Annotated in this window: 21 protein-coding genes and 1 pseudogene; 12 read left to right on the top strand and 10 right to left on the bottom strand. The window is 62.2% G+C overall.

Annotated features, from left to right (window positions below):
• The first annotated feature begins 358 nt into the window (after positions 1-358).
• From BM151_RS13240 to BM151_RS21870, 3 genes and pseudogenes are all read left to right on the top strand, one after another.
• Complete coding sequence (locus BM151_RS13240) at positions 359-1,564, top strand: glycosyltransferase (RefSeq protein ID WP_090061210.1); 1,206 nt, start codon at positions 359-361, stop codon at positions 1,562-1,564.
• Between the two features lie 288 nt (positions 1,565-1,852).
• On the top strand, positions 1,853-2,275 hold the full coding sequence (locus tag BM151_RS21770; protein WP_218151368.1) for a hypothetical protein: 423 nt from the start codon (positions 1,853-1,855) through the stop codon (positions 2,273-2,275).
• Positions 2,276-2,362: 87 nt separating this feature from the next.
• Positions 2,363-2,452, top strand: a pseudogene (locus BM151_RS21870) (hypothetical protein); the annotation flags it as partial.
• A gap of 31 nt (positions 2,453-2,483) precedes the next feature.
• Here the strand turns inward: BM151_RS21870 and BM151_RS13230 are convergent.
• The 9 genes from BM151_RS13230 to BM151_RS13190 form a co-directional block, all read right to left on the bottom strand.
• Positions 2,484-4,268 (bottom strand): aminopeptidase P family protein, encoded by a 1,785-nt coding sequence (locus BM151_RS13230; RefSeq protein WP_090061209.1) that lies wholly within the window; start codon positions 4,266-4,268, stop codon positions 2,484-2,486.
• On the bottom strand, positions 4,265-5,548 hold the full coding sequence (locus tag BM151_RS13225) for an alpha/beta fold hydrolase (protein WP_090061208.1): 1,284 nt from the start codon (positions 5,546-5,548) through the stop codon (positions 4,265-4,267). Before BM151_RS13225 ends, BM151_RS13230 begins: the two co-directional genes overlap by 4 nt.
• Before the next feature lie 7 nt (positions 5,549-5,555).
• Positions 5,556-6,509 (bottom strand): ABC transporter permease, encoded by a 954-nt coding sequence (locus tag BM151_RS13220; RefSeq protein ID WP_090061207.1) that lies wholly within the window; start codon positions 6,507-6,509, stop codon positions 5,556-5,558.
• Complete coding sequence (locus tag BM151_RS13215; protein ID WP_090061206.1) at positions 6,506-7,501, bottom strand: ABC transporter permease; 996 nt, start codon at positions 7,499-7,501, stop codon at positions 6,506-6,508. The genes BM151_RS13220 and BM151_RS13215 overlap by 4 nt, the downstream gene beginning before the upstream one ends.
• A complete protein-coding gene (locus tag BM151_RS13210; protein WP_090061205.1) occupies positions 7,498-9,363 on the bottom strand; it encodes a dipeptide ABC transporter ATP-binding protein in 1,866 nt (621 codons plus the stop codon). The genes BM151_RS13215 and BM151_RS13210 overlap by 4 nt, the downstream gene beginning before the upstream one ends.
• Positions 9,364-9,492: 129 nt before the next feature.
• Positions 9,493-11,244, bottom strand: coding sequence for an ABC transporter substrate-binding protein (locus BM151_RS13205; RefSeq protein WP_218151367.1), 1,752 nt, complete (start codon positions 11,242-11,244; stop codon positions 9,493-9,495).
• A gap of 196 nt (positions 11,245-11,440) precedes the next feature.
• On the bottom strand, positions 11,441-12,955 hold the full coding sequence (locus BM151_RS13200; protein ID WP_090061204.1) for an aldehyde dehydrogenase (NADP(+)): 1,515 nt from the start codon (positions 12,953-12,955) through the stop codon (positions 11,441-11,443).
• Positions 12,956-13,003: 48 nt separating this feature from the next.
• Positions 13,004-14,017: a 4-hydroxyproline epimerase gene (locus BM151_RS13195; RefSeq protein WP_090061203.1), complete on the bottom strand. Its 1,014-nt coding sequence runs from the start codon at positions 14,015-14,017 to the stop codon at positions 13,004-13,006.
• Positions 14,014-15,261, bottom strand: coding sequence for an NAD(P)/FAD-dependent oxidoreductase (locus BM151_RS13190; protein ID WP_090061202.1), 1,248 nt, complete (start codon positions 15,259-15,261; stop codon positions 14,014-14,016). The genes BM151_RS13195 and BM151_RS13190 overlap by 4 nt, the downstream gene beginning before the upstream one ends.
• A 145-nt stretch (positions 15,262-15,406) precedes the next feature.
• Between BM151_RS13190 and BM151_RS21465 the strand changes: the two genes are divergently transcribed.
• The 3 genes from BM151_RS21465 (at position 15,407) to BM151_RS13180 (ending at position 16,982) form a co-directional block, all read left to right on the top strand.
• Positions 15,407-15,616, top strand: a complete 210-nt coding sequence (locus tag BM151_RS21465) for a hypothetical protein (RefSeq protein ID WP_143093101.1) — start codon at positions 15,407-15,409, stop codon at positions 15,614-15,616.
• Complete coding sequence (locus BM151_RS13185) at positions 15,523-15,747, top strand: FCD domain-containing protein (protein ID WP_342714579.1); 225 nt, start codon at positions 15,523-15,525, stop codon at positions 15,745-15,747. Before BM151_RS21465 ends, BM151_RS13185 begins: the two co-directional genes overlap by 94 nt.
• 305 nt (positions 15,748-16,052) lie before the next feature.
• Positions 16,053-16,982, top strand: coding sequence for a dihydrodipicolinate synthase family protein (locus BM151_RS13180; RefSeq protein ID WP_090061201.1), 930 nt, complete (start codon positions 16,053-16,055; stop codon positions 16,980-16,982).
• 100 nt (positions 16,983-17,082) lie between these two features.
• On the opposite strand, the gene BM151_RS13175 is transcribed toward BM151_RS13180, so the two are convergent.
• Positions 17,083-17,985 carry a LysR family transcriptional regulator gene (locus BM151_RS13175; RefSeq protein WP_090061442.1) on the bottom strand — a complete coding sequence of 301 codons (903 nt, stop codon included), beginning with the start codon at positions 17,983-17,985 and terminating at the stop codon, positions 17,083-17,085.
• 137 nt (positions 17,986-18,122) lie between these two features.
• Here BM151_RS13175 and BM151_RS13170 point away from each other — a divergent pair, with 137 nt between their 5' ends.
• From BM151_RS13170 to BM151_RS13145, 6 genes are all read left to right on the top strand, one after another.
• Positions 18,123-19,637 carry an ABC transporter substrate-binding protein gene (locus BM151_RS13170; protein ID WP_090061441.1) on the top strand — a complete coding sequence of 505 codons (1,515 nt, stop codon included), beginning with the start codon at positions 18,123-18,125 and terminating at the stop codon, positions 19,635-19,637.
• A gap of 115 nt (positions 19,638-19,752) precedes the next feature.
• A complete protein-coding gene (locus BM151_RS13165; protein ID WP_177213143.1) occupies positions 19,753-20,706 on the top strand; it encodes an ABC transporter permease in 954 nt (317 codons plus the stop codon).
• Entirely contained in the window at positions 20,703-21,521 is an 819-nt protein-coding gene (locus tag BM151_RS13160; RefSeq protein WP_090061200.1) for an ABC transporter permease, read from the top strand. Before BM151_RS13165 ends, BM151_RS13160 begins: the two co-directional genes overlap by 4 nt.
• Positions 21,518-22,327, top strand: a complete 810-nt coding sequence (locus BM151_RS13155) for an ABC transporter ATP-binding protein (protein ID WP_090061199.1) — start codon at positions 21,518-21,520, stop codon at positions 22,325-22,327. The genes BM151_RS13160 and BM151_RS13155 overlap by 4 nt, the downstream gene beginning before the upstream one ends.
• Entirely contained in the window at positions 22,320-23,126 is an 807-nt protein-coding gene (locus BM151_RS13150; RefSeq protein ID WP_090061198.1) for an ABC transporter ATP-binding protein, read from the top strand. The genes BM151_RS13155 and BM151_RS13150 overlap by 8 nt, the downstream gene beginning before the upstream one ends.
• Positions 23,127-23,153: 27 nt before the next feature.
• Positions 23,154-24,560 (top strand): amidase, encoded by a 1,407-nt coding sequence (locus BM151_RS13145; protein WP_090061197.1) that lies wholly within the window; start codon positions 23,154-23,156, stop codon positions 24,558-24,560.
• The last annotated feature ends 3 nt before the right edge of the window (positions 24,561-24,563 follow it).

The following is a 24,563-nucleotide window of genomic DNA, read 5'->3' as shown; positions in this document are numbered from 1 at the left end:
CGAGGTACATGCTCGCTACCCAAAAGCCGCAATGATGGCGCAGATGATCAGCTCCGTGCTCGCGCCCAGATCAGCGCTTAACACGACGACCATAACCATCACCGAGCACCTACATTCTAACCTCGACGGGCTCACACCCTGGGAATATCATCAATGGTCAAAAGAGGACAAAAACCTGAACAGCGCGAGCTTATAAACGTGAAATCCAAGGGGCAGGCCAGACACTATCTAAATGCCTCCATAAACCTCTTGATGTAACTCGTCGTATTGGTCAGGTATCTTCAGAAGTGAAACCGCCAAAACGAAAATCTGTTAGGGCATAAATAGCATCGCCCAAAGACACTCTAGGAGTTTATTGATGCCCCAAACACTATTGCTTACAAATCATCTTTTCCAATGGAGCGGTAGCGAAACTATTATTATTGAACTTGCAGAGGCGCTGACAAAACGAGGCCATAAAGTTACCATTTTTGCAAATGAAGTCAGTGATTTGATTGTCTCCCCATTGAAAGATACCGGCATCAGCATTGCAACCAAAAGCAACGATATAGCAATCGCAGACTTCGACATTGTCTATTGCCAACATCAAATACTTTCACAGTTCGCAGACCAGCTAATAAGCCTAGAAGCAAAACAGGAGTTGCCGAAAGTTATTTACGCCCATCTGTCACCGTTCTTTCCATTAGAAAAGCCTGGCCCAGTGGTGGAGCCGAGGTTTGCTGACGTCATCTTGTGCAATAGCGAAGAAACCATTAACTCCCTGAAAGAACTAGGAATATCGGACGCAAGAGTGCGGATTTTTCCTAATCCGGCACCTGACGAATTCTACAAGGAGCCTGTAACAGGAAATCCCCCAAGAAAGATTCTTGCGATTTCCAATCATTTTCCAAACGAAGTAATTCGCGCTCTAGACAAGCTAGAAGCCAACGGCTTTCAAGTAACAAGACGCGGCATAGAGTATAAAAATCAAAGAGTTACTCCGAACGAAGTCATCGAGAATGACCTGATCCTCTCAATTGGGAAATCGGTTCAATACGCCATTGCCGCAGGCCGCCCGCCTTATGTATACGATTATTTTGGTGGACCAGGATGGTTGAATTCCGAAAATTTCAAAAATGCCGCAAAGTTCAATTTTTCCGGGAGATGTTGCGGTAGGAAGGTAAATGCCGAAACGATTTTCGACGAAATAGTAAATGGTTATACTGATGCAGTTGCAGAGCTCAAAAGCTTTTCAAATGCCCGCGAGAGTTTTCGGCTTGAGAATTATCTAAACGAATACTTTGAAGATGACCGCAAATTCCTTACTGCTCCGAAGTCGACAATAGGTGAGAGAAAAGTTTTCGACGATAACGCCTGCCTAAGAGAACAGGCTATGGCGCAAAGTTTACCCGTCCTACCTCGAAGCGCAGCTCACGTTGACGTCGACCATGTAATGATCGACTTTTTTTCACGGAATAGGTGTGCCTACATACTGCTATGGCTATCTTCACGTATTGGAAAGCGCGAACATCGAGGGCCCTTACGAATGACTTACCGCATCGCTCGCAAACGGCGGAAAAGCTGACCTGCCACTGAACTTTCATCCATTCGCGACCGGAGTTCGGCAGTTGCTTACGCCATTTGGCGCGGGATCGGCATGGGCTCAGTGTTTCGAGCTGTGCCGAGTGACGAGCCTCGCTCCAGACTCGCGGACTTCGTTTCCACAACAGAGGTTCCGTCTGGTTGTCATGTCAACGCCGGCTATATTTGGGACGTAGAGAAGAATGTCATCCTACCGAGCAACGAGTTTCATACCATATGCGGCACTTCCTTACTTGTTTCTGTCGATTTCATGCGAGGGCGCGGTCCGGTCATGAACGGCCAGGACGAGGCATTCATCTCGGATCTCGGAAGCCATATAACTGTTGTTCATCGCGCAGTCCGCGAAGATTTGCCCTTTCGCCCGATCCCCTTTGCTGGTGCCGTCTATCGGATGGGAAGCACAAACTCCGATAGTAAATTCGGGGCCGCATCGACATCAGGCTCGCAGGTCCCCCCCCCGAAAAAAGAACGAAAATTGAAACTGTTTGAACGCCGCATACGACATGCCCAAAAGGACCTATTTGCTCGACTTGCTCTCGAAAAATCTCAAAGGGACATTCCATATCAGAAATTCCAAACGGAATTTCTCGGTCAAAATTCAATACCCGAAATCGAAATGATATGTGACAGCCAAAATCGATTGCCACTGAGATTTCCCAATGGCCCTGTCGCAGATTTTCCGCACGACAATTGACGGAAAAATATGCGACCTGCGATTGCTCCTTCGAGGCGTCCTTAAATTTGTAGACGCTTTGCTTGGTTATTTTGGAAACAAAGAAAAATGCAGGGCGCCATCGGACACAGGGGCAAGGCCGCTTTCGAGGCGATCTGTCATGGTGAAGGCGGCCATTCGGCGCTGACGCCCCTGTTCACCAATGCCCTGCATCTCGCGGCGGACTTCATCACCCGGCGCAGGGCGCGGTCTGCGCCATCATCCAATCCCGCGCGGGTTCCGGCAGTCGCGGCAACAGGCGCGCCCGGACTTGCGCATGATAGTCATCGAGCCAGCCGCGCTCCTGATCCGTCAATGCCCCCACATCGAACAGCGCAAGCGGGATCGGCGCCATGGTCAGCGGCGCGAAACGGCAGAACCCCGGAGTGTCCGGATCGGCGATCACCTCGACCTGATTTTCGATTCTGAGACCGAACTGCCCTTCGAGATAATAGCCCGGCTCGATCGTCATGATATGACCGGGCAAAAGCGGATAGGGATTGGCCCGTTTGCCGAAGCGGTGCGGATGCTCATGCACCAGAAGATTATGCCCCACGCCATGGCCGGTGCCGTGGTCGTAATCCAACCCCATCTGCCACAGAGGCGCGCGGGCCAACGCATCGAGATGATGCGGAAAGCTGCCTTCCGGGAACCGCGCCGAGGACAGGACGATGAAGCCCTTGAGCACCGCCGTGGCGATCCGCCGGATGTCCTCGGACACAGGCGCAAAGGCTATGGTCCGGGTGGCATCCGTGGTGCCGTTGACATACTGTCCGCCGCTGTCGAGCAGGTAGAGCGCGTCCGGCGTGATCGGGACATTCTCCGCCCGTTTCGGCGCATAATGGCACATGGCGGCGTTCGACCCGGCGGCAGAAATCGAGTTGAAACTGGCCTCCAGAAACCCGTCCTGCTGGCGGCGCAGCCGGAGGATCTCATCCGCCGCCTCGCATTCCGTCACCGGATCTCCCGCCTCAAACTGCGCGGGCACAGCCTTGGCCAGCCAGGTCATGAAGGCGGTCCAGGCCACACCGTCTTTCACATGTGCGTCGCGATAGCCGGCAAGTTCCACCGCATTCTTCGCCGCCTTCAGAGCTGTGACAGGATCGTCCCGCCGAACTGCCGTGCCCCCTGCACCGGCAATTGCGGCCTCGACCGCCTGCGGCGCGAAATTGGGATCGTGGCCGAGGATCTTGCCCTTGGCGATCTGCGCAAGACGCGCAAGAAACCGCTCGGGCGGCGTGATCTCGATATCGGGATCAGGGGTCACCTGCCCCAATGTCAGTTTTTCCTCAGAAATGGCCCAAACCATCGGGCCCTCGACCGGCAGGATCGCGAAGGACAGCGGCACCGGATGCATCGGAATATCGCGCCCTCGTGTGTTGGTCAGCCAGGCGATGTCATCGGGTCTCGTCACCACCCAACCCGCAAGCCCCTGTTCGCGCAAATGCTGCCGCACACGCGCGCGTTTATGCGCCCCGCTTTCCCCGGCCACATCGTTCGGCATCTGCCGCAGCGCCCCCTTGGGCGCGGCGGGGCGGTCCGGCCAGATGTCTGAGAAGGGATCGGCAGCGAGCGCAACAAGCCCATGCCCTGCGGGCGCAATCGCGTCTGCCAAGTCCTGAACCTGCAACACGGTCCAGAGCATCGGGTCGTACCCGACCTGCAGGGGCTCAGAGAAGCTGCGCAAAACGGCCTCGGGCGGAGCATCGTGCAAATGCGCGATCTGCCACAACGTGGGATCGACTTGCCGGGCGGCCTGCACCTGATAACGACCATCGACGAAAAGGATCGCCCGCTCCGCCGTCACCAGAGCGCGCCCGAGAGACCCGGAAAACCCGCTGAGCCACGCCAAGCAACGGTCGCGCTCCGGGCAATCCTCGCTTTGATGGGCATCGGCGGAGGTGACGAGACAGGCGGAAAGGCCGTGATCCGTCATCCAGCCGCGCAGGGCGGCGAGTCTGTTGGCGGGGGTCATTGCAAACCTCTTTGCACCATGTCGAACAGGCGCTGAAGCACGCGCGGATCGCGGCGCAGCCCGTCGTGTTCATATTCATTGGTGACCCAGGCGCGCAGGTTGCCAACCCGATCCGCCGTGTCCAGAGACAACCCGGCATCGACATACATGTCGTCGTAATAGACGACCGCCGCCACCGGCACCTCATTGTCCCGCAACCGCGCCAGATCGTAGAATGGCGCATCGAACCGGCGCCGGGCCAGCGCATCCGTAGCGTCCCGGAACGGGCGCAGGGTGCGGATGTCCTCGAACATCCAGGGGAACATCATTTCGCCGGTGAACATCAGAGGTCTCTGGTCGGTGGCGAACTCCGGATGCGCCTCCCGCGCCCGCTGCGCCGCCCAGTCTGAGACATTGCCGCTTTGGGCATAGATCGTCTCCTGCAGGGCGGCGAACAGCGGATTGGAGGCAAAGCCCGTGCGGGTCATGACCTCAAACAGGAACGTGTCGCTGAGGACACCCTCCGCAGTGAAAGCCTCGTCCAGCAGCCAATGCAGGTTTTCGAAACAGGGCGCCATGCCGAAATCCATGCCAAGCGTCTGGAACCGCTCGACGCTCAGCCGGTCGCCATCGGGCAGCCGGACATCCTCTTGCGTCAGAAGATCGGCAATGCGGGCGACGGTTTCGACATCCTGCGGGTAACGGGCGTAGAAGGTCTCCGTCTTGGCCTTCACCCGCGGGAAGGTGCGGGCGTAGACATCATCGGCATGGGCTTCGAGCCCCGGCAAGCCGCCGGTCACGTAACAGGCCTCCAAAGCCTCGGGCGCAAAGGACAGGTAGGTGAGCGTCAGGAAGCCACCGTAGCTCTGGCCCAGCGTGGACCATTTGCGCCCGCCGAAAAGGGTTTTGCGCAGATGTTCGGCATCGCGAATGATGCTGTCGGCGCGAAAACAGGCGAGGAAATCCGCGCCTTTTTCCGCCTCCGAAAACTGCGCCATATGACGCCCCTCAACCGGCGACGAGCGCCCGGTGCCACGCTGATCCATCAGGATCACCCGGAACTGTTTGAGCGCCACGTCGAGCCAGGGCGGCGTGCCGTCCTGGGGCCGGTTGGACTTGCCGCCGGGGCCGCCCTGCAGAAACAGAAGACAGGGCAGGTCCTCATGCTTGCGCATCGGATCGACGACCTCACGGGCGAACAAGGTGATGGCCTCGCCCTCGGGCTGCGACCAATCGAGCGGCACGGCAAGGCTGTGATCCGTGAGGACCAGACCGGGGATGGAATAAGACAAAGACGACATGGGGACCTCAGCGTGTACGTGGATCGAGCGCCGCGTAGAGCAGGTCGACCAGAATGTTGGAAATGACGATGAACAGCCCGCCCAAAAGGACGACACCGATGATGATCGGGCGGTCCTGATTGCGCACGGCCTGGACGGCCATGGAGCCGACGCCTTGCAGCCCGTAGACCTGTTCGATGACGATCACACCGCCGAGCATGACGGCAATATCGGCGCCCAATTGCGTGACCAGAGCGGTCAGGGTCGCGCGCATGCCGTGTTTGTAGATCACGCGGCGCTCGCTCAGCCCCTTGGCGCGGGCGGTGCGAATGTAATCCTCGCCCAGCACGGACAAAAGCTGGCCACGGGTCAGCCTCGCATAGATCGCCGCCGTCACCAGCGCCAGCGTCAGCCACGGCAGGGTCAAATGCCAGGCCCATTTCAACGGATCGTCGAGCAAAGGCGCATAGCCGCCGGGCGGGAACAGCACGACGCCATTTTTACGTGGCAGGAAATACAGCGTGTAAAGCGCCAGCATGCCCAGAACGAAGGTCGGAAAACTCAGCCCGATCAGGATGAACACCTGCCCCAACCGATCGCGCAGCCCGCCGGCAAACCGCGCCGACATGATGCCGATCGGAATGCCGATGGCGAGCCAGACCACGACACCGCCCAAGACCAGGGATACGGTGACCGGAATGCGCCGCACGATCAGGTCCACGACAGGCTGTTGGTTGCGATAGGAGAAGCCGAGATCGCCCCGCAGCGCATCGCCCAGAAACGACGCATATTGCACCAGAATGGGCCGGTCGAGGCCAAGATTCTCTCGGATTTGCGCAAGCTGCTGCGCAGTGGCCTTTTCGCCCGCGATCATCCGCGCGGGATCGCCCGGCGCGACGTAGAACAGCAGGAAGACGAAGGCGCTGAGCGTGAAGAGCACCAGAACCCCGAAAGACAGGCGGCGGGTCAGAAAGGCGATCATTGCGCGGTCTCCTTGCGAGTTGTAGAGCGATTTTTGCGGGATTTGCGGCGGCGGACGATCTTGCGCCCTTTCGGGTCCAAAGCATCGCGCAGCCCGTCCCCCAGAATGTTGAACGCCAGCGTGGTGAACAACAGGGCAAAGCCCGGAAACACCACCAGCCACCAGGCCACGAGGTAGATCGAATTGGCCCCCGCATCGGCCAGCATCCCGCCCCAGCTCGGCGTCGGCGGCACGATGCCAAGACCCAGAAAAGACAGCGTCGCTTCAAAGACGATGGAGGACGGGATCATCATTGTTGTGTAGACGATGATCGGCACCGCCAGATTGGGCAACACATCGCGGATCAGGATCGACAGGTTCGACGCCCCCATCGAGCGGCTGGCCTGAATGAATTCACGCTTGGCAATCGAGGCGCTTTCGGCACGGATCACCCGGCCGATGGTGGTCCAGCTGAAAAACACGATCACCGAGACCGACAGGCTCAGAGACGGGCCGAAGACAGACACCAGTGCCAGCGCGCACAAGAGGAACGGCACGCTCATCACCAGATCCATGATCCGGCCCAGAACCGTGTCGACCCAGCCGCCGAAGAACCCCGCACACATGCCGATGGTGACGCCAATCGTCGCCGCCGCGAGCGAGGCCAAAACGCCCACCGCCAGAGAAATCCGCGCGCCGTAAGCCAGACGCACGAAGACATCGCGGCCAAGCTGATCGGTGCCCATCAGGAAGGTTCCATTGGGGCCCACGGGCAGGCCCATCGCCGTCATACCGGTCTCGCGATATTGCTCAATCGCGCTATGACCGGTCCAGATCTCGGTCAGCGGGGCAAAAATGGCGAAGAGGCTCAGCAGCACGATAAAGGCGAAGGCGATCAGCGTCGCCGGATCGCGCAGCAAGCGCCGCATGGTGAGGGCAAAGGCGCCGCGCTGGACGATCTCAGGCTGGACGCTCTCCGGTTGAACAATCTCTGGGGCATCTGCATGGCTCATACCAAAGCCTCCTGTGTCATAAAGGGCGTTTCCGCAATCAGGCTGCGCGTGTCCACTCCGGTCAGAGCGGGCGGATGATGGGTGGCCCCCAAAAGCTCGCGGGTGAACGGATGTTCGGGCGCGCCGAACAGCTTCTCGGCGCTGGCGCTTTCGACGATCTGGCCTTTGTCCATCACCGCGATCCGGTCGCAGATGTGACGCACCACCGAGAGATCATGGCTGATGAACAGATAGGTCAGGCCCAGATCGCGCTGCAGCGCCTGCAAGAGGTTCAGAATCTGCGCCTGGATCGAGACATCGAGCGCCGAGACCGGTTCATCGAGGATGATCAGCGCGGGTTCCAAAGCCAGCGCGCGGGCGATGCCGATCCTTTGCCGCTGACCACCGGAGAACTCGGAGGGGAAACGGTTGAAATGTTCGGGATTCAGCCCGACGATTTCCATCAGCTCCTGCACCCGCGCCTTGCGCGTGGCCGCCGTGCCGATGTCATGGATGCGCAGCGGGTCACTGATGATCGCACCGACGCGGCGGCGCGGATTGAGCGAGCCGAAAGGGTCCTGGAACACCATCTGCACCCGCCGTCGCATCGCGCGCCAACGCGCGGCGGTAAGGCTGGCGATGGGTTCGCCCTGAATTTTCACCTCGCCGTCGGTCGGCACCGCCAGACCGGCCAAGACACGGGCGAGCGTGGACTTGCCACAGCCGGATTCGCCCACCAATCCCAGCGTCTCGCCCTTGCGCACGGTCAGGTCCACGCCGTTCAAAACCTGGTTCTCAACCGCGCGGCCAAAGCCCTTTTTCGTGCGGTAGGTGAGCGACAGGCCAGAGGCCTCGACCACATAGCGCCCAGATTTTCGCGACGCGGGGGGGCTGGTGGCCAGTTCTGACACAGGCGCTGCCTCAGGCAGGCTCGCCGTGAAATGGCACAGCGCCTCGGTGGCGTCACTATAGCGACGCAGCGGTGGGGGCGACATGTGGCAAAGATCGGTCGCCTGCGCACAGCGCGGCGCGAAAACACATCCACGCGGGCGCGCCAACAGGCTCGGCGGCTTGCCGGCAATCGGGATCAACGCACGGCCATCGCTGTCGGCCGCGGGAGAAGAGCGCAACAGGCCCAGCGTGTAGGGATGCGTCGGCATGGCAAACAGCGCCCCGGTCGCGCCGATCTCGAGCCGCGTGCCGGCATACATCACCATCACATGATCGGCGACCGAGGACAAAAGCCCGAGATCATGGGTAATCATGATCACGGTCGTCCCGAAACTGCGGCGCATCTCGTCGAGCAGCTCGACGATCTGGGCCTGCACCGTCACATCGAGCGCCGTGGTCGGTTCGTCGGCAATGATCAGCGGCGGCCGCAGGATCAGTGCCATGGCGATCATCACACGCTGCCGCATGCCGCCGGAAAATTCGTGAGGATAGGCCTCGTATCGTTTGTCCGCCTCCGCAATGCCGACCCGTTCGAGCATCTCGACAACGCGCCGTCTCGCTTCGGTTTTGTCCACCTTTTCATGTGCATGAATCATTTCGGCGATCTGCGACCCGATGGTGTAGAACGGATGCAGGCTGGAAAGCGGGTCCTGAAAGATCATTCCGATCTGTGCACCGCGCAGGGCACGTCGCTCGGCCTCGCTCATCGTCAGCATGTCGTGGCCGTCGAACAGCACTTCGCCCTCGATCTCGGCCCCGGGCAAAAGCCCCGCGATGGCCTGCATCAGGACGCTTTTGCCCGAACCGGACTCGCCCGCGATGCCGAAAAGCTCGCCTTCTTCGACGGAAAAGGAAACCGAATTGGCGGCATGGACCACCCCGTCTTCGGTTGGGATACGGATGGTGACGTTGCGCGCTTCTATCAGTGCCATTTCAGGTCCATTCGGTGGTTCCGCGGCCGGTGACCCTGCGAAACTCTGTTGTTGGTTTTGAAAGTCAGACGGGATTGCAGCCGGGGGACACCGGCTGCAATCCGTGGTTCAAGCCAGAGCGACCGACTGTCAGCGGTTCAGCCAGACATTGGTCCAATCGCCCTGCCCGCCCAACGCATAGGGTTGGAAATTCTCGACCGCAGGGCCGCGGTAGAGCACGACCTGTTCGGAGTAATAGGGCACCACCGGCGCATCGGCCATCACCAGCTCATCGACCTCGGCCCAGAGACGCGCCGCCTCTTCGGGCGTGGTGGCGTTGATCGCCTGCTTGGCGACCTCATTGGCCTCCGGGTTGTTGTAGTCGGTGTAGTTGTAGGTCTGATGGCGACCGTCAAAGGTGAACTGCGGCTGGAAGACCGAGCGAGCAGCACCACCGACCCAATCCGGCGCCCAACCGACCGGCGCGATGTCCCACGCCCCCTCTTCGGTGTTGCGCGGGTTGGTCATGAATTTGGAATAGTAATCCGAGGCCGTCACCGGTGTCAGTTCCAGCGTGATCCCGGCCTCCGCCATGGCGGCCTGAATGGTCTGGGCGATCTCCGGTTGGTTGTTCTGATTGCGATAGGGCATCTTGAGCGTGATCCCGTCCGGATAGCCCGCCTCGGCCAGAAGTGCGCGGGCCTTCTCGGGATCACCGGCATCCCCTTCGGACGGGTAGAGATCGAAGTCGTGATAGCCCAGAACGCCGGCGCCGAAGATGCCGCTTTGCGGTTGCGCAATGGCAGGCCCGCCCATCTGTTGCACCAGCGCCGCCTTGTCGATGGCGTAGTTCAGCGCCTGACGCACGCGCAGGTCTTGCAAGGCGCCATCATTGTTGTCGGACACGGTGTTGATGAACAAGAACGCGGTGCGCCCGGCCGACATGGTCATCACTTTTTCATCCGCCGTCATCGTCAAAAGCGACAGGATCGCCGGCGGGATGGTGATGTCATAGACCATATCCGCGTCGCCGGCCTGAAGCTGTTGGATCGCCGCATCCGGCTGAATGCCAAAGGTGATCTCGATCGTGTCGACATTGGCGGCGCGCAGCGGATCGGCCTCGGCACTCCAGGCCGGGTTGCGCGCAAGCGTCAGCGAGGCGTCAGGGACATAATCCACCGGCGTGTAAGGCCCAGAAGCGATGAAGTTTTCGCGATACTCCGGCCCATCCGGCATATAATCAAGCACTTCGATCGGTGCGGGGGCAGAGGTCGGCAGGGACACCATGTAGATGAAATCGCCCGCCGTCTCGGACAGGGTGATTTCGACCGTCAGATCGTCCGGCTGGGTGATCCCCGCGATGTCGTTGTCTTCGATATAGGCCTTCATCGCCTCGACGGTCGGCTCAACCTCGGCGAAACCGTCGCAGAACGTGTCCATCCCGTCGATCAGCGACACGAAATAGGTCAGCATGGCGGAGCCCAGCGCCGGGTTGCACATGCGTTTCATGCCGCGTTCGAAATCGGCGGAGGTGATCTGGCGCGCGCCACCCGGCGTATTCCACATCGCACCATCGCGCAGATGGAACGTGTAGGTCAGACCGCCATTGGTGGGCTGTGGCACCTCGGTGGCGAGATCGCCCACCGGGCGGATGCGCTCTTCTTCGTCGGTGGAGGCGTGATAGCTGATCAGCGTGCGTTGCGTGGCGCGCAGAAAATTGTTGGTGGTCACCAGCGCCGCGCTCGTCGGGTCGAAGTGATCGAGATCCGCAGTGCCGACAATCTTGAGTGTCCCACCCGTTTGCGCGTCCTGGGCCAGCGCGCCCCCGGCCAGTGCCAGTGTCATGGCCGTGCAGACCGCCGTGTTTCGGAATGCGCGTTGCGAGAACTGTATCCGTTTCATGTGACTTCCCTGTTTGTTCATTCTGTCGCCACGCTAGCAACACCGCCGCTCGCAATCCAGAATAAAATACTATTTGTATTTTAAATGTAGATTAAAAAATTTCGGCGCGTATTTTTTAACATCTGCGCAACCTGCGGGCAGGAAAAAGAAAACGCCCTGACCTGCGAAAAACAGATCAGGGCGTGGAAAGTCGCAGTTACGCGAGGTCCTGCGGCAGAACACCCGCCGGAATGTTCTGATAACAGACCGGGCGGAGGAAACGGCGAATCGCCATCGTCCCCACAGAGGTGGCTCCGAAATTGGTCGAGGCCGGGTAAGGCCCGCCATGCACCATACTGTCGCAGACCTCGACGCCGGTCGGGAAACCGTTGGCCATGACCCGGCCCGCCTTGCGTTCGAGAATGGGCATGAGTTGGCCCGCCAGCGCCATATCGGCCTCATCCATATGCAGGGTGGCGGTGAGCTGCCCCTCAAAGGATTTCGCCACCTCGATCATTTGCGCCATGTCTTTCACGGTGACAATCAGACCGAGCGGGCCAAAGACCTCTTCCGACAGGGTTTCATTCGCCAGCCAATCTTCGGCCTTCACTTTGAACAGGAAGGGCTTCGCCTCGCGGCGATCACACATCTGGGTCAAAAGCTCCTGCACGCCCAGCTGGGTTTTGATCTTGTCACCACCTTTGACATAGGCACTGGCAATCCCTTCGGTGAGCATGACCTGCGCCCCGGTGGCGGTGAGCGCCGCGAGCGCGGCCTTGGTAAAGGCCTCTTCCTCAGCGCCCTCAATCGCCACCACGATCCCCGGATTGGTGCAGAACTGCCCTGCCCCCATCGCCAGAGATCCGGCCCAGCCTTTGCCAAGCTCCTCGCCCCGTGCGGAAAGCGCCTCGGGCAATAGGAACATCGGGTTGACCGAGCCCAGCTCGCCAAAGAACGGGATCGGATTGACCCGCTTGGCACAAAGATCGAACAGCGCGCGGCCACCGGCGAGAGAGCCGGTGAACCCGACCGCGTTGATCAGCGGATGCTGGACCAAAGCGCCGCCGACCTCATGCGCGCCGCCATGCACCATGGAGAACACGCCCGCCGGCAGGCCGCATGTTTCAATCGCCGTCTTGAAGGCTTCGGCGACGATCTCGGAGGTCGCGGGATGCGCCTCGTGGCCTTTGACCACAACCGGACAGCCTGCCGCCAGGGCAGAGGCCGTGTCCCCGCCCGCGACCGAGAAGGCCAGCGGAAAGTTCGAGGCGCCGAAGACCGCGACCGGTCCGATCGGGCGCTGCATCAGCCGCAGGTCGGGGCGCGGCAGAGGGGCACGATCCAGCAGGGCTTCGTCATGGCGCCGGTCCAGATAGTCCCCCTTGCGGATGTGATCGGCGAAAAGTTTGAGCTGACCGGTGGTCCGCCCGCGTTCGCCGACAAGACGCGCTTCGGGCAGACCACTCTCGGCCATGGCCGTAGGGGTGATCAGATCGGCGCGCGCCTCGATTTCGGCGGCGACGGTCTCCAGAAACACCGCGCGCTCTTCCCGCGTCGTGTAACCATAGGTCCAGAACGCGTCTTCGGCGGCTTGCACGGCTTTGTCGATCAGCGCGGGCGTGCCCTTGGAAAAGCTCTGCCCCTCGCCCGTCACCGGCGTGGACATGAAAGTGTCCTCCCCCGCGACCCAGTCGCCTGCAATCAGATGTTTCCCATGCGGGGTGAATGTCATGTCGTATCCTTTCAGAATCTCAGAACAGCCGACGCCGCGCACGACACCTCAGACCACGGCAAACCCGTGTGCGTAGGGGTCGCGGTCGTCGATGAAGATGGTGTTGAACCCGGTTTGACGCGCCCATCCGCCGATCGAGGGGATGATCGCGTCGCGCTCTCCGTCCTTGGTCCCGACCTTGACCGCCGCCTCGACCCGGCCTTTGAACAGGCTGCCGATGATGCTTTCGTGGATGAACTCATCGCCCGGCTTGAGCCGGCCTTTGGCGGCCCATTGCGCCATGCGCGCGGATGTGCCGGTGCCGCAAGGCGAGCGGTCGATGGCCTTGTCGCCATAGAACACCGCATTGCGGGCCGTTGCACCATCGACCGTCGGGGCGCCGGTCCACATGATATGCGACAGCCCGTTGATCTCGGGCTTTTCGGGATGCACGAAATCGTATTTCTCGTTGAGCGCCCGGCGCAGCGCCCGGCTCATCTCGATCAATTCGCCCGCCGTGTAATCGGCCATGTCGTTAAAACAGGCCTGCGGTTCGACGATGGCGTAGAAATTGCCGCCGTAGGACACATCCACCGTGACCTCGCCCAGCGCGTCGATCTCGGCGGTCATCCCTTCGGCATAGAGGAACGCGGGCACATTGGTGAGCCGCACCTCTTCGACAAAGCGGCCTTCCTGGCGATAATCGATGGCCACCGGCCCGGCGGGCGTATCGAGCATGAGCTTGCCCGGCTCTTTCGGGGTCACCAGCCCGTTCTCGATCGCCATGGTCACCGTGCCGATCGTGCCGTGACCGCACATCGGCAGGCAACCGGAGGTCTCGATGAACAGCACAGCGACATCGCAATCCTCGCGCGTCGGCGGGTAGAGGATCGAGCCGGACATCATGTCATGGCCGCGCGGTTCGAACATCAGCCCGGTGCGGATCCAGTCGAATTCGCGCAGGAAATGCGCGCGCTTCTCGATCATGTCCGCGCCTTCGAGACGCGGGCCACCGCCCGCCACGAGACGCACGGGATTGCCACAGGTGTGGCCGTCGATACAGGTAAACGTGTGATTGGTCATGCGCGATATCCGGCAAATCTGGTGGGACGAAACGGGGTGAGATCGAGAGGCGGTGTGCGCCCGGCGATCAGATCAGCGACCACCCGGGCGGTTCCCGCAGATTGCGTGAGCCCCAGGTGGCCATGGCCAAAGGCGAACACCACGGAAGAGGTGTCGGGATGTGCGCCGATGACAGGGAGGGAGTCGGGCATGGAGGGGCGGAACCCCATCCATTGTGTGCCGCCTTCGGTGTCGAGTGTCGGCAGGAAGCGTTTGGCCTTGGTCAAAAGCGCCCCGGCGCGGGCCATGCGCGGCGGCAGGCGCATCCCGCCCAGTTCGACCGCACCGCCGACCCGTACGCCTTCGCCGATTTTCGTGACGACAAAGCCATGGTCGGAGAAGGTCAGATGGGTTTTCAGATCAAACGCGCCCGCCGGCAGCGTCGTGTTATAGCCGCGCTCGGTTTCGAGCGGCAATTTGAGACCAAGAGATTTCAGAAGCGGATTGCCATAGGCACCCGCGGCCAGAACCACCTTATCGAACCGCTCCGCGCCTTCCGCAGAATGCACGATTGCGCCCTGGTCCACCGGTTCGATCCGGGTGACCTCGCGGCGGGCGAAACTGGCGCCCAGACGCTGCGCCTCTTCGGCGATGCGACGGGTCCAGAGCGCCGGATCGGTGACGTTTTTCCAGTCGGGCGTGAAGCCGGCATGGGTGAAGCGCGGGTCGATCCCGGGTTGGATCTCGGCAATCGCCTCCGCGCCTGTCAGAAACTCGAATTTCACCCCTGCGCGCTTGCGCTCATCCCAGCCCTTTTGGCTGGCTTGAAACGCGGTCTCGCCTTCGTAGAGCTGCATCTGGCCCTCGGGGCGGATGAGATCGGCGAGCTGCAGATCGGCAACCAGCGCATCGAGCGCTGCTTGCGAGAGGCGCATCATCTCGGACTGCGCCTTGAGCGCTGCGGCATAGCGGTCACGCCAGCTCGCACGCCAGTAGCGGATCAGCCAGGGCGCGATGTTCAACGCATAGGCGGGCGGAATTGAGAGCGGCCCGAGCGGGTCGAGCAGCCATTTCGGCGCTTTCTTCATGATCCCGGGCGTGGCCAGCGGAATGACATCGGCAAAGGCAAAGGCGCCGGCGTTGCCGCTTGAGGCCCCCGCAACCACGCCTTCGCGGTCCAGAAGCGTCACATCATGGCCGTCACGCGACAGGGCAAACGCGGCACTGACGCCGATAATTCCCGCTCCGATGACACAAACCTGCATGAAAACCGCCCTTTCCCAATCTCGGCCACAAGACGCTAACATTCTGCATTTGTTTTGTCGACAATAAAAATTTTATAAAGGGGATGGCGCCGTATTCCCAGTTTATGCAAACTTGTTCCACACCGAGCCAAGGATCTGTTCCGCCATGACCAAACCCAAAGAAAAAAAATCCGAGCACCCGCCGTTGAAGCGCGGGTCCGGGGTGACCCATGTTTACGAGACCCTTCGCAACGAGATCATCGAGTTGAAACTCACCCCCGGCTGCTGGATGAGGGCCGCCGTATCCTGCGGCTCTATTATTCGTCCTTCAATGACAAGCTGCCGGAACAATATGTCACCGAACATGAGGACATGATCCGCGCCATCGTCGACCGTGACGTGGCCCGCGCCGATGAACTGGCCCGCGCCCATGCCGACCAGATCGTGCGCCAGATTCAGTCTTATATCGCAGCCGACACGCGCCCGAATGCGCTCCTGGCGCTCTGACCCCATAACAGAACATCCACTATTGCGCTTTCAAGAGCGGCCCGGTGAGGCCGCTCTTTTCTGTTCACGAGAAACCTTCGAAACCCTCTGGTTTTACGCCGTTTTTGGGCCAATTTGCTTTTTTGAATTTTATTTGTCGACAAAAAGTCGGCTCAATGGTATTTCAAAATTCGACAAGGTTGGACTCACCGTCGGCAGGCCGCCGTGCAGGCAGTCCAGCACCGCATCGCAAGACACTGGCAGACGGTCCCGGCACAGGCGGCATGGGGCACGCACCTGCTACGAACACTTTGAAAGGACCGCAAATGAGCGACACGATCTTTACCGGCTGCATCCCCGCGCTGATGACCCCCTGCACCGAGGCCCGAGAGCCCGATTACGCCGCGCTGGCCCGGAAGGGGCAAGAATTAATCGCGGCGGGCATGTCGGCGGTGGTCTATTGCGGATCGATGGGCGATTGGCCGCTCTTGACCGACGCGCAGCGGATGAAGGGCGTCGAGGCTCTGATCGAGGCCGGCGTGCCCGTGATCGTCGGCACCGGCGCAATCAACACGCAATCCGCCGTCACCCATGCCGCCCATGCCGCCAAGGTCGGTGCAAAAGGTCTGATGGTGATCCCGCGCGTCCTGTCGCGCGGCTCCTCCCCGGCGGCCCAGAAGGCGCATTTTTCCGCCATCCTGGAGGCCGCGAAAGACCTTCCGGCGGTGATTTACAACAGCCCCTATTACGGTTTCGCCACCCGTGCCGATCTGTTCTTCGAACTGCGCACCGCCTATCCGAACCTGATCGGCTTCAAGGAATTCGGCGGCGCCAAGGATCTGACCTATGCGGCCGAGAATATCACCTCCGGCAATGACGATCTGACCCTGATGGTCGGTGTCGATACCCAGGTCTGCCATGGCTTCATCGATTGCGGCGCGACCGGTGCCATCACCGGCATCGGCAATGCCCTGCCCAAAGAGGTGCTGCACCTCGTGGCGCTCAGCGAGAAGGCCGCCACAGGCGATGTCGAGGCCCGCAAGAAGGCAAAGGAACTGGAACAGGCGCTGATGGTGCTCTCCACCTTCGATGAGGGCCCCGATCTCGTGCTGTATTACAAGCGCCTCATGGTCCTGACCGGCGACGCGGAATACGCGCTGCATTTCAACGAGACCGACGTGCTGTCGCCGGCGCAGAAAGCCCATGTGGACGGCCAGTACGCCCTCTTCCGGGCTTGGTACGACGCCTGGAAATAATCTCCGGTCATGCCAGCAAAAAAGGCGGGCGCTTCGAGCGCGCCGCCTTTTTTCGTTAGAACATGCGATTGACTGAGAATGCCGGCGCGCGGCCTTCGGGTCAGCCGTGATGACGGTCGAGGAAGCGCTCGAGAAATTCCAGAAGCTGCCGGGCCGCGAAACTCTGATGCCGGGTGAGGGAATGGCTCAGATCCAGAAGCGTCTCGATCCGGCTCTGCGGGGTAAAGGGCCGCATCACCAGATCGCCATTGTCGATCTCGCGCTGCACCGTCATCTGCGGCAGGATCAACACCGCGGACCCGCGCCGGGCCAGATCCTTTTGCAACTCCAGAGACGAGGTGGTGAAGGCCGCCTCGGACGGCTCGTAGCCCTGCGCGCGCAGCCGGGCGTCGAACTGGCGGCGCACTCCGAAACTGCGGTTCGGCAGCGCCAGACGGCACCCGACGAGATCGGAGATGGACAGCTCTTCGCGTGCCGCCAGAGGATGCTCGGGTGACAGGATCGGTTCGTGTCGCACCGGCATGCGAAACCGAATGACCACCCTGGCGTCGACCGGCGCGAACATGGTCACCGCCAGATCGGTCTGACCGGTGGCCACCGCATCCAGCGCCGCCTGCGCGGAAGACACCACCACCTCGATCGAGATCTGCGGATGCAGACCGGAGAATTCGGAAATCGCCGGAGCGAGGATCGAACTGATCGCGGCGCCGTTGACATGGACCGAGACATGGCCGCGGCGCAGGCCTTTCAACTCGTCGATCATCTGCCGCGTCATCGACAGCTCGCGCGCCACATTGTGCGACCGGGCCACGACCACTTCACCCGCCGCCGTCAACCGCACCCCGCGTGGCGTGCGTTCGACCAGCGGCGTTCCGAAAGCGTGTTCGAGCTTGTCGAGCTGCCGGGTCACCGCTGTGGGGGACATGCCGCTGAGCTCGGCCGTCTGGCGGATCGAGCCAGAGCGCGCGAGCTCCTGAATCAATTCAATCGTTGCCAAATCCATGGGCGCCCCGCTGAGTGCAACGATTTTCGCAGCACAGTGACTTTGCATTTTTGGTTTTCAAGACACTCGATCTGCTCTTTCATCTGAAGTCAAGATGTGACGAAGATCACAAAGAGATACGCAAACAGGGAACCGACATGTTTTTCACTCTCCGGGCCACATTCCAGACCTTTACCCGCTCCGCCTCTGCCGCCGCGCTGCTTGCCGCTGGTGCGCTTGCCCCCCATGCCGCGCTGGCCGCCGGATCGGTCAGCTTCATCCAGGCGGTGGAACCCGCCGGCCTCGACCCGACCGAAGGCTCCCCCGTGGCTGCCGGTCAGGTGACCTGGCAGAACGTCTTCGAGGGGCTGGTCACCATCGATCGCGACGGTGTGCTGCAACCGCAGCTGGCCACCGGCTGGGACATCTCGGAAGACGGGTTGAGCTATACATTCGCTCTGCGGCCGGGGGTGAGTTTCCACAACGGTGCGGCCTTCGACAGCGCCGTGGCCAAGTTCAGCCTGGAGCGCATTCTCGCGGAAGACTCCACCAACGGCCAGAAGGCCCTCTATTCGGTGATCGACAGTGTCGAGGCCCCCGATCCGGCAACATTGGTGCTGCATCTGTCGCACCCGGCCTCGGATCTGCTCTATTGGCTGGGCTTTCCGGCGGCGGTGATGGTGGAACCGGGATCGGCCGAGAGCAACGGCCGCACCCCGGTCGGCACCGGGCCGTTCAAACTCGACGAATGGCGTCAGGGCGACCGGGTGATCATGAGCGCTTTCGACGGCTACTGGGGCGGGGCACCGGCGCTCGACACTCTGACCGCGCGTTTCATTGCCGATCCGCAGGCCCAGGTCGCCGCGCTGCGCTCGGGTCAGGTCGACGGCATCGCCGAATTCGGCGCGCCGGAGCTTTTCGAACAATTCACCTCGGACAAGGGGTTCACCACCCATGTCGGCACCGGCGAAATGGAAGTCGTGGCGGGCATGAACAATGCAAAGCCGCCCTTCGATGACGTGCGGGTCCGCCGCGCATTGATGATGGCGGTGGATCGCGCGCTTCTGGTTGAGGCGGTCAAATCCGGTTTCGGCACACCGATCGGATCGCATTTTTCGCCGGCCAGCCCGTTTTACGAGGATCTCACCGATGCTTTCCCTTATGACCCCGAGGCCGCCAAGGCGCTCTTGGCCGAGGCGGGCTATGCCGATGGGTTCGAATTTACCTTCAAAGTGCCCACCCGCACCTATGCCCAGCGCTCCGCCGAGGTGCTTCAGGCCTATTTCGCGCAGATCGACGTGACCGCGAAGATCGAAAGCTCGGATTTCCCGGCGGCCTGGATTCAGGACGTGTTCAAGGACACCAATTACGACATGACCATCATCGGCCATGCCGAACCGCTGGACATCAATATCTACGCCCGCCACCCCTATTACTTCAATTACGAGAACCCCGAATTCGACGCGACCATCGCCGAGATCGCCGAGGCGGCGACGCCCGAGGCCCGGGCCGAAGGCTATCGCGCGGCGCAGGAGCTTCTGGCCCAGGATGTCCCGGCGCTGTTTCTCTATTCCGAACCGAAACTCGGGATCTGGAAATCCGGCCTCACCGGGGTCTGGGAAAACGGTCCGGTGCCCGCCAATGACATGACCGACGCGCACTGGGTCGAGTGAGCCCGCGCGGGATGGGTGGCGCGACGATTGAACACGCCGCCGCTCTCCCCTTCGCCTCCGCCCCCCGCATCGCAACAGAGATAGGAACAGGCCTCCTCGTAGGTCGAGAAATGCCATGCCCGCATTGAAGAAACTGTCCCGGCAGATCGGCGGCCTTGTGATCACGCTATGGATCGCATCGCTGGTGATCTTCCTGCTGATCGAGGCCGCCCCCGGCGATGCCGCCTCGATCATGCTGGGCACCAACGCCGCGCCCGACACGGTCGCCGCGCTGCGCAGCGAACTCGGCCTCGACCGGCCGCTCCTGTGGCGCTACGCGGGCTGGCTCGGCGGTGTGCTCTCCGGCGATCTTGGCACGTCCTACACCTATGGCGTGCCGGTGGCCGGGCTGATCGCCGACCGGCTGGCGGTGACCGTGCCGCTGACGCTGATCGCGACCCTGCTGTCGATCCTGATCTCGCTGCCGCTCGGCGTCTGGGCCGCCAATCGTCCGAACGGGCCGGTGGACACGCTCGCCTCGCTGTTTTCGCAGGTGGGCATCGCGGTGCCGAATTTCTGGATCGGTCTCTTGCTCATCCTCGGCGTGGCGCTCGGGCTCGGCTGGCTCACCCCCGGCGGCTTTCCCGGCTGGCAGGCCGGGATCGGAGCTGCGTTCGAGGCGCTGATCCTGCCCTCAATCGCTTTGGCCGTGCCGCAATCGGCGGTGCTGACCCGGGTCACCCGCGCCGCGGTGATCGAAGTGACGAATGAGGATTTCGTCCGCACCGCCCGCGCCAAGGGCCTGAGCCGCGGTCGCGCGCTCTGGCGTCACACCGTGCCCAATGCGCTCCTGCCCGTCGTCACCATGCTCGGGCTGCAGATCCCCTTCCTGATCTCGGGCGCGGTGCTGGTCGAGAATGTGTTCACCCTGCCCGGCATCGGGACGCTGGCCTATCAGGCGCTGTCGCAGCGCGACCTGATCGTGGTGCAGAATGTGGTGCTCATGTTCACCCTGATCGTGATGGTGGTGAATCTCATTGTCGACGCGCTCTATACCGTGCTCGACCCAAGGCTGAGGGGGCGGGTATGAAAAGATTTCCCATCTCCCTGATCCTCGGTGGCCTGATCACAGGCGCGCTCATCGGCGCGGCGCTTCTGAGCCGGGTCTGGACCCCCGCCGATCCGACCGCGATGAATATCCTCAACCGGCTCAAGGGGCCCGGCGAAGCCGGGCTTCTGGGCGCCGATCAGATCGGCCGCGATGTCTTTTCGATCATCATGGCCGGGGCCTGGACCTCTCTGGGCATCGCCATGACTGCAACCCTCTTGGGTGGCGCCATCGGCACGCTGATCGGGGTGTCCGCCGCCGCGAAAGGCGGGGTGTTCGAACGCCTCGCCATGGCGATCAACGGCGTGCTGTTTTCCTTTCCGCCGATCCTCTCGGCGATCCTGCTGGGGGCGTTGATGGGGCCCGGGGCGCTGACCTCCATCACCGCCATCGGCGTGTTCATGATCCCGGTCTTCGCCCGGGTGAGCCGTGGCGCGGCGCTTCAGATCTGGTCGCGCGATTTCGTCCAGGCGGCACGGATGGCGGGCAAGGGCCCGGCGCTGATCACCCTGCAACATATCCTGCCCAATATTTCGGCCCAGATCATCGTGCAGCTGGCGATCCAGACGGGCCTTGGCATCCTCTCCGAAGCCGGGCTCAGCTTTCTCGGCATGGGGGTCGCCCCGCCGACGCCGAGCTGGGGCCGGATGCTGGCCGATGCCCAGACCTTTCTCTCTTCGGCGCCCCATCTCGTGCTCGCCCCGGGGCTTGCCATCGCACTCGCCGTGCTCGGGCTGAACCTCCTGGGGGACGGGCTGCGCGATCTCACCGACCCGAGACGGAGGCAGGCGTCATGATGCTGTCCATCGAGAACCTGCGCGTGTCTTTTGCGCGCGAACATGGCGATCCGGTCGAGGTGGTGCATGGCATCAATGTGACTCTGGACAAGGGCGAGACCCTCGGCATCGTCGGCGAAAGCGGCTCGGGCAAGTCCGTGCTGTCGCTGGCCACCATGGGATTACTGCCCCGCACCGCGACCGCCAGCGGCAAGATCCTGCTCGACGGTGAGGATATCCTGAGCATGTCCGAGCGCCAGCTCTGTCGGGTGCGCGGCCGCAAGATCGGCATGATCTTTCAGGAGCCGATGACCGCGCTCAACCCGTCGATGCGGGTCGGCGCGCAGATCGCCGAAGGGCTGCGCCTGAGCCAGGGCCTGTCGCGCCGCGCCGCCCGCGCCGAGGCGCTGCGGCTTCTGGACATGGTGAAAATTCCCCGCGCCGCGGATCGGATCGACAGTTTCCCACACGAAATGTCCGGCGGTCAGCGGCAACGCGTCGGCATCGCCATCGCGCTCGCCTTGAAGCCCGAACTGTTGATCGCCGATGAGCCGACCACCGCGCTCGACGTGACGGTGCAGGCCGAGGTGCTCGACATTCTCGACGAGCTGGTCAGCGAGCTGGGGATCTCATTGATCCTGATTTCGCACGATCTGGGCGTCATCGCGCGCATCACCGACCGCACCCTGGTGATGTACCGCGGCGACGAGATGGAGCAGGGCGAGACCGAACAGGTGCTGCGCCGCCCGGCGCACGCCTATACGCGCAAACTGATTTCTGCCTTGCCGAACCGGGTGCGCAGCGCGCTGGAGACCCCCGATGGCTGAAATCCTCAAGGTCCAAAACCTGTCGCGCCACTACACGCTGAACGGCACCACCATAAAGGCGCTGGACGAGGTGACACTCGGCCTCGAAGAGGGGCGCATTCTCGGTGTGGTCGGCGAAAGCGGGTCCGGCAAGTCGACACTCGCCAAGCTGGTCATGGCACTCGACCGGCCCACCTCGGGCGAGGTACGTCTGGACGGGGACAACCTGTTCGATCTGTCTCCACGCCAGTTACGCGCCGCACGGCGCAATTTCCAGATGGTGTTTCAGGATCCCTACAGCTCGCTCGATCCGCGTCAGACCGTGGAAAAGATCATCGCAGAACCGCTGCATCTCGACCCCGACGCCCCAAAAGGGCGCGCGCGACGCGACAGGGTCGGTGAGCTGCTCGAGGATGTGGGCCTGTCAGCCGCCGATGTCAGCCGCTACCCGCATGAATTCTCCGGCGGCCAGCGCCAGCGCATCGCCATCGCCCGCGCCCTGATCACCAAGCCCCGGCTGCTGGTGGCGGACGAGGCCACCTCGGCGCTCGATCTGACGGTGCAGAAACAGATCCTCGAGCTGATCCTGAAACTGCGCGCCGAGCATGGCATCAGCGTGCTGTTCATCACCCACAATATCGGCGTGGTCGATGAGATTTGCGACGAGGTGGCGGTGATGCAACACGGCCGGCTGGTCGAAACCGGCCCGGCCCGTGCCGTTCTGGACAGCCCGGACAAGGCCTACACCCGCCAACTTCTCGCGGCCGAACCGACCCTCGAGGTCATCGGTCGCAAGGCCCGCCGCACCGCGACGCGCTGATCACGATATCTTCGAAAGGTTCCTCCCATGTCTGAAATCCTGGATGCTTCCGCCCGCGAGACGCTGACCGCGTTTGCCACCAAAACGCTGTCGCCGGTCGAGTATATGCAGGCGCTGATCTCCCGGATCGAGGCCAGCGAACCCCAGATCGGCGCGCTCTATGCTTTCGAGCCGGAGCGTTCCTTGGACGAGGCCAAAGCCGCCGAAGCCCGCTACATGGCAGGCAGGCCAAAGGGGCCGCTCGACGGCATGCCGGTGACGATCAAGGAGCTGATCGCGGTCAAGGGTGAACCGGTGCCGATGGGCACGGCCGCCATCGACCCGGTACCGGCGGCGGCGGATGCGCCGATCACCGCCCGGCTGCGCGAAGATGGCGCGATCATGTTCGCCAAGACCACCTGCCCCGATTACGGCATGCTGTCTTCCGGCCTGTCGAGCTTTCACCAGCTCGCCCGCAACCCCTGGAAACTGTCGGAAAATCCCGGCGGCTCCTCGGCGGGGGCGGCCTCTGCCGGGGCGGCGGGCTATGGCCCGTTGCACATCGGCACCGATATTGGCGGATCGGTGCGGCTGCCGGCGGGCTGGACCGGGCTGTTCGGCTTCAAACCCTCGCTCGGGCGCATCCCGATCGATCCCTATTACACCGGACGGTGCGCCGGGCCGATGACGCCACGGGTCGAGGATGCGGCGCTGCTGATGCCGACGCTCACCCGCCCCGATTGGCGCGACGCGACCGCCCTGCCCTATCGGCCGATCGACTGGGAGATGCCCGCCGCCGATGTGCGCGGTCTGAAAATCGGTCTGATGCTGGACGCGGGCTGTGGTCTCGAGGCCGAGCCGGAGGTGGTTTCCGCGGTGCAGGCCGCGGCCGCGACCTTTGCCGAACATGGCGCCGAGATCGTGCCGCTCGCCCCGGTGCTGAGCCGCGAGATGCTCGACGGGCTCGACATCGCCTGGCGGGCGCGGTTCTGGGGCATGATGGAGGGGCTCTCGCCGGCAAAGCGCGACCTGATCCTGCCCTATATTCTCGACTGGGCCGAGGCCGGTGCAAGCGCCTCGCCGGTGGCCGTGGCACAGGGGGTCGATCAGACCTTTGCCATGCGCAAGACCACCGCCGAAGCCTTTCAACAGGTCGATGTCATCCTTTCGCCGGTCAATCCGACGGTCAGCTACCCGGCCGACTGGGCCTCGCCGACCAACGATCCGGCGCGGCCTTTCGAACATATCGCCTTCACCGTGCCCTGGAACATGGGCGAACAACCGGCCTGTTCGATCAACTGCGGCTTTTCGGCGAGCGGCATGCCGATCGGGCTGCAGATCGTCGCCCCGCGCTTCGAGGATGCGCAAGTGTTCGCTTTGGCCAGGGCCTTTGAGCTCTGGCGCGGTCCGATTGCCAACTGGCCGCGTCTCGACCCTGTGATCGCCGCGGCCTGACCC

Source organism: Celeribacter neptunius (assembly GCF_900113955.1).
Classification (GTDB): Bacteria; Pseudomonadota; Alphaproteobacteria; order Rhodobacterales; family Rhodobacteraceae; genus Celeribacter; species Celeribacter neptunius.
The sequence above is the reverse complement of the archived record's forward strand: the minus strand, read 5'-3'. Positions and strand labels throughout refer to the sequence as shown.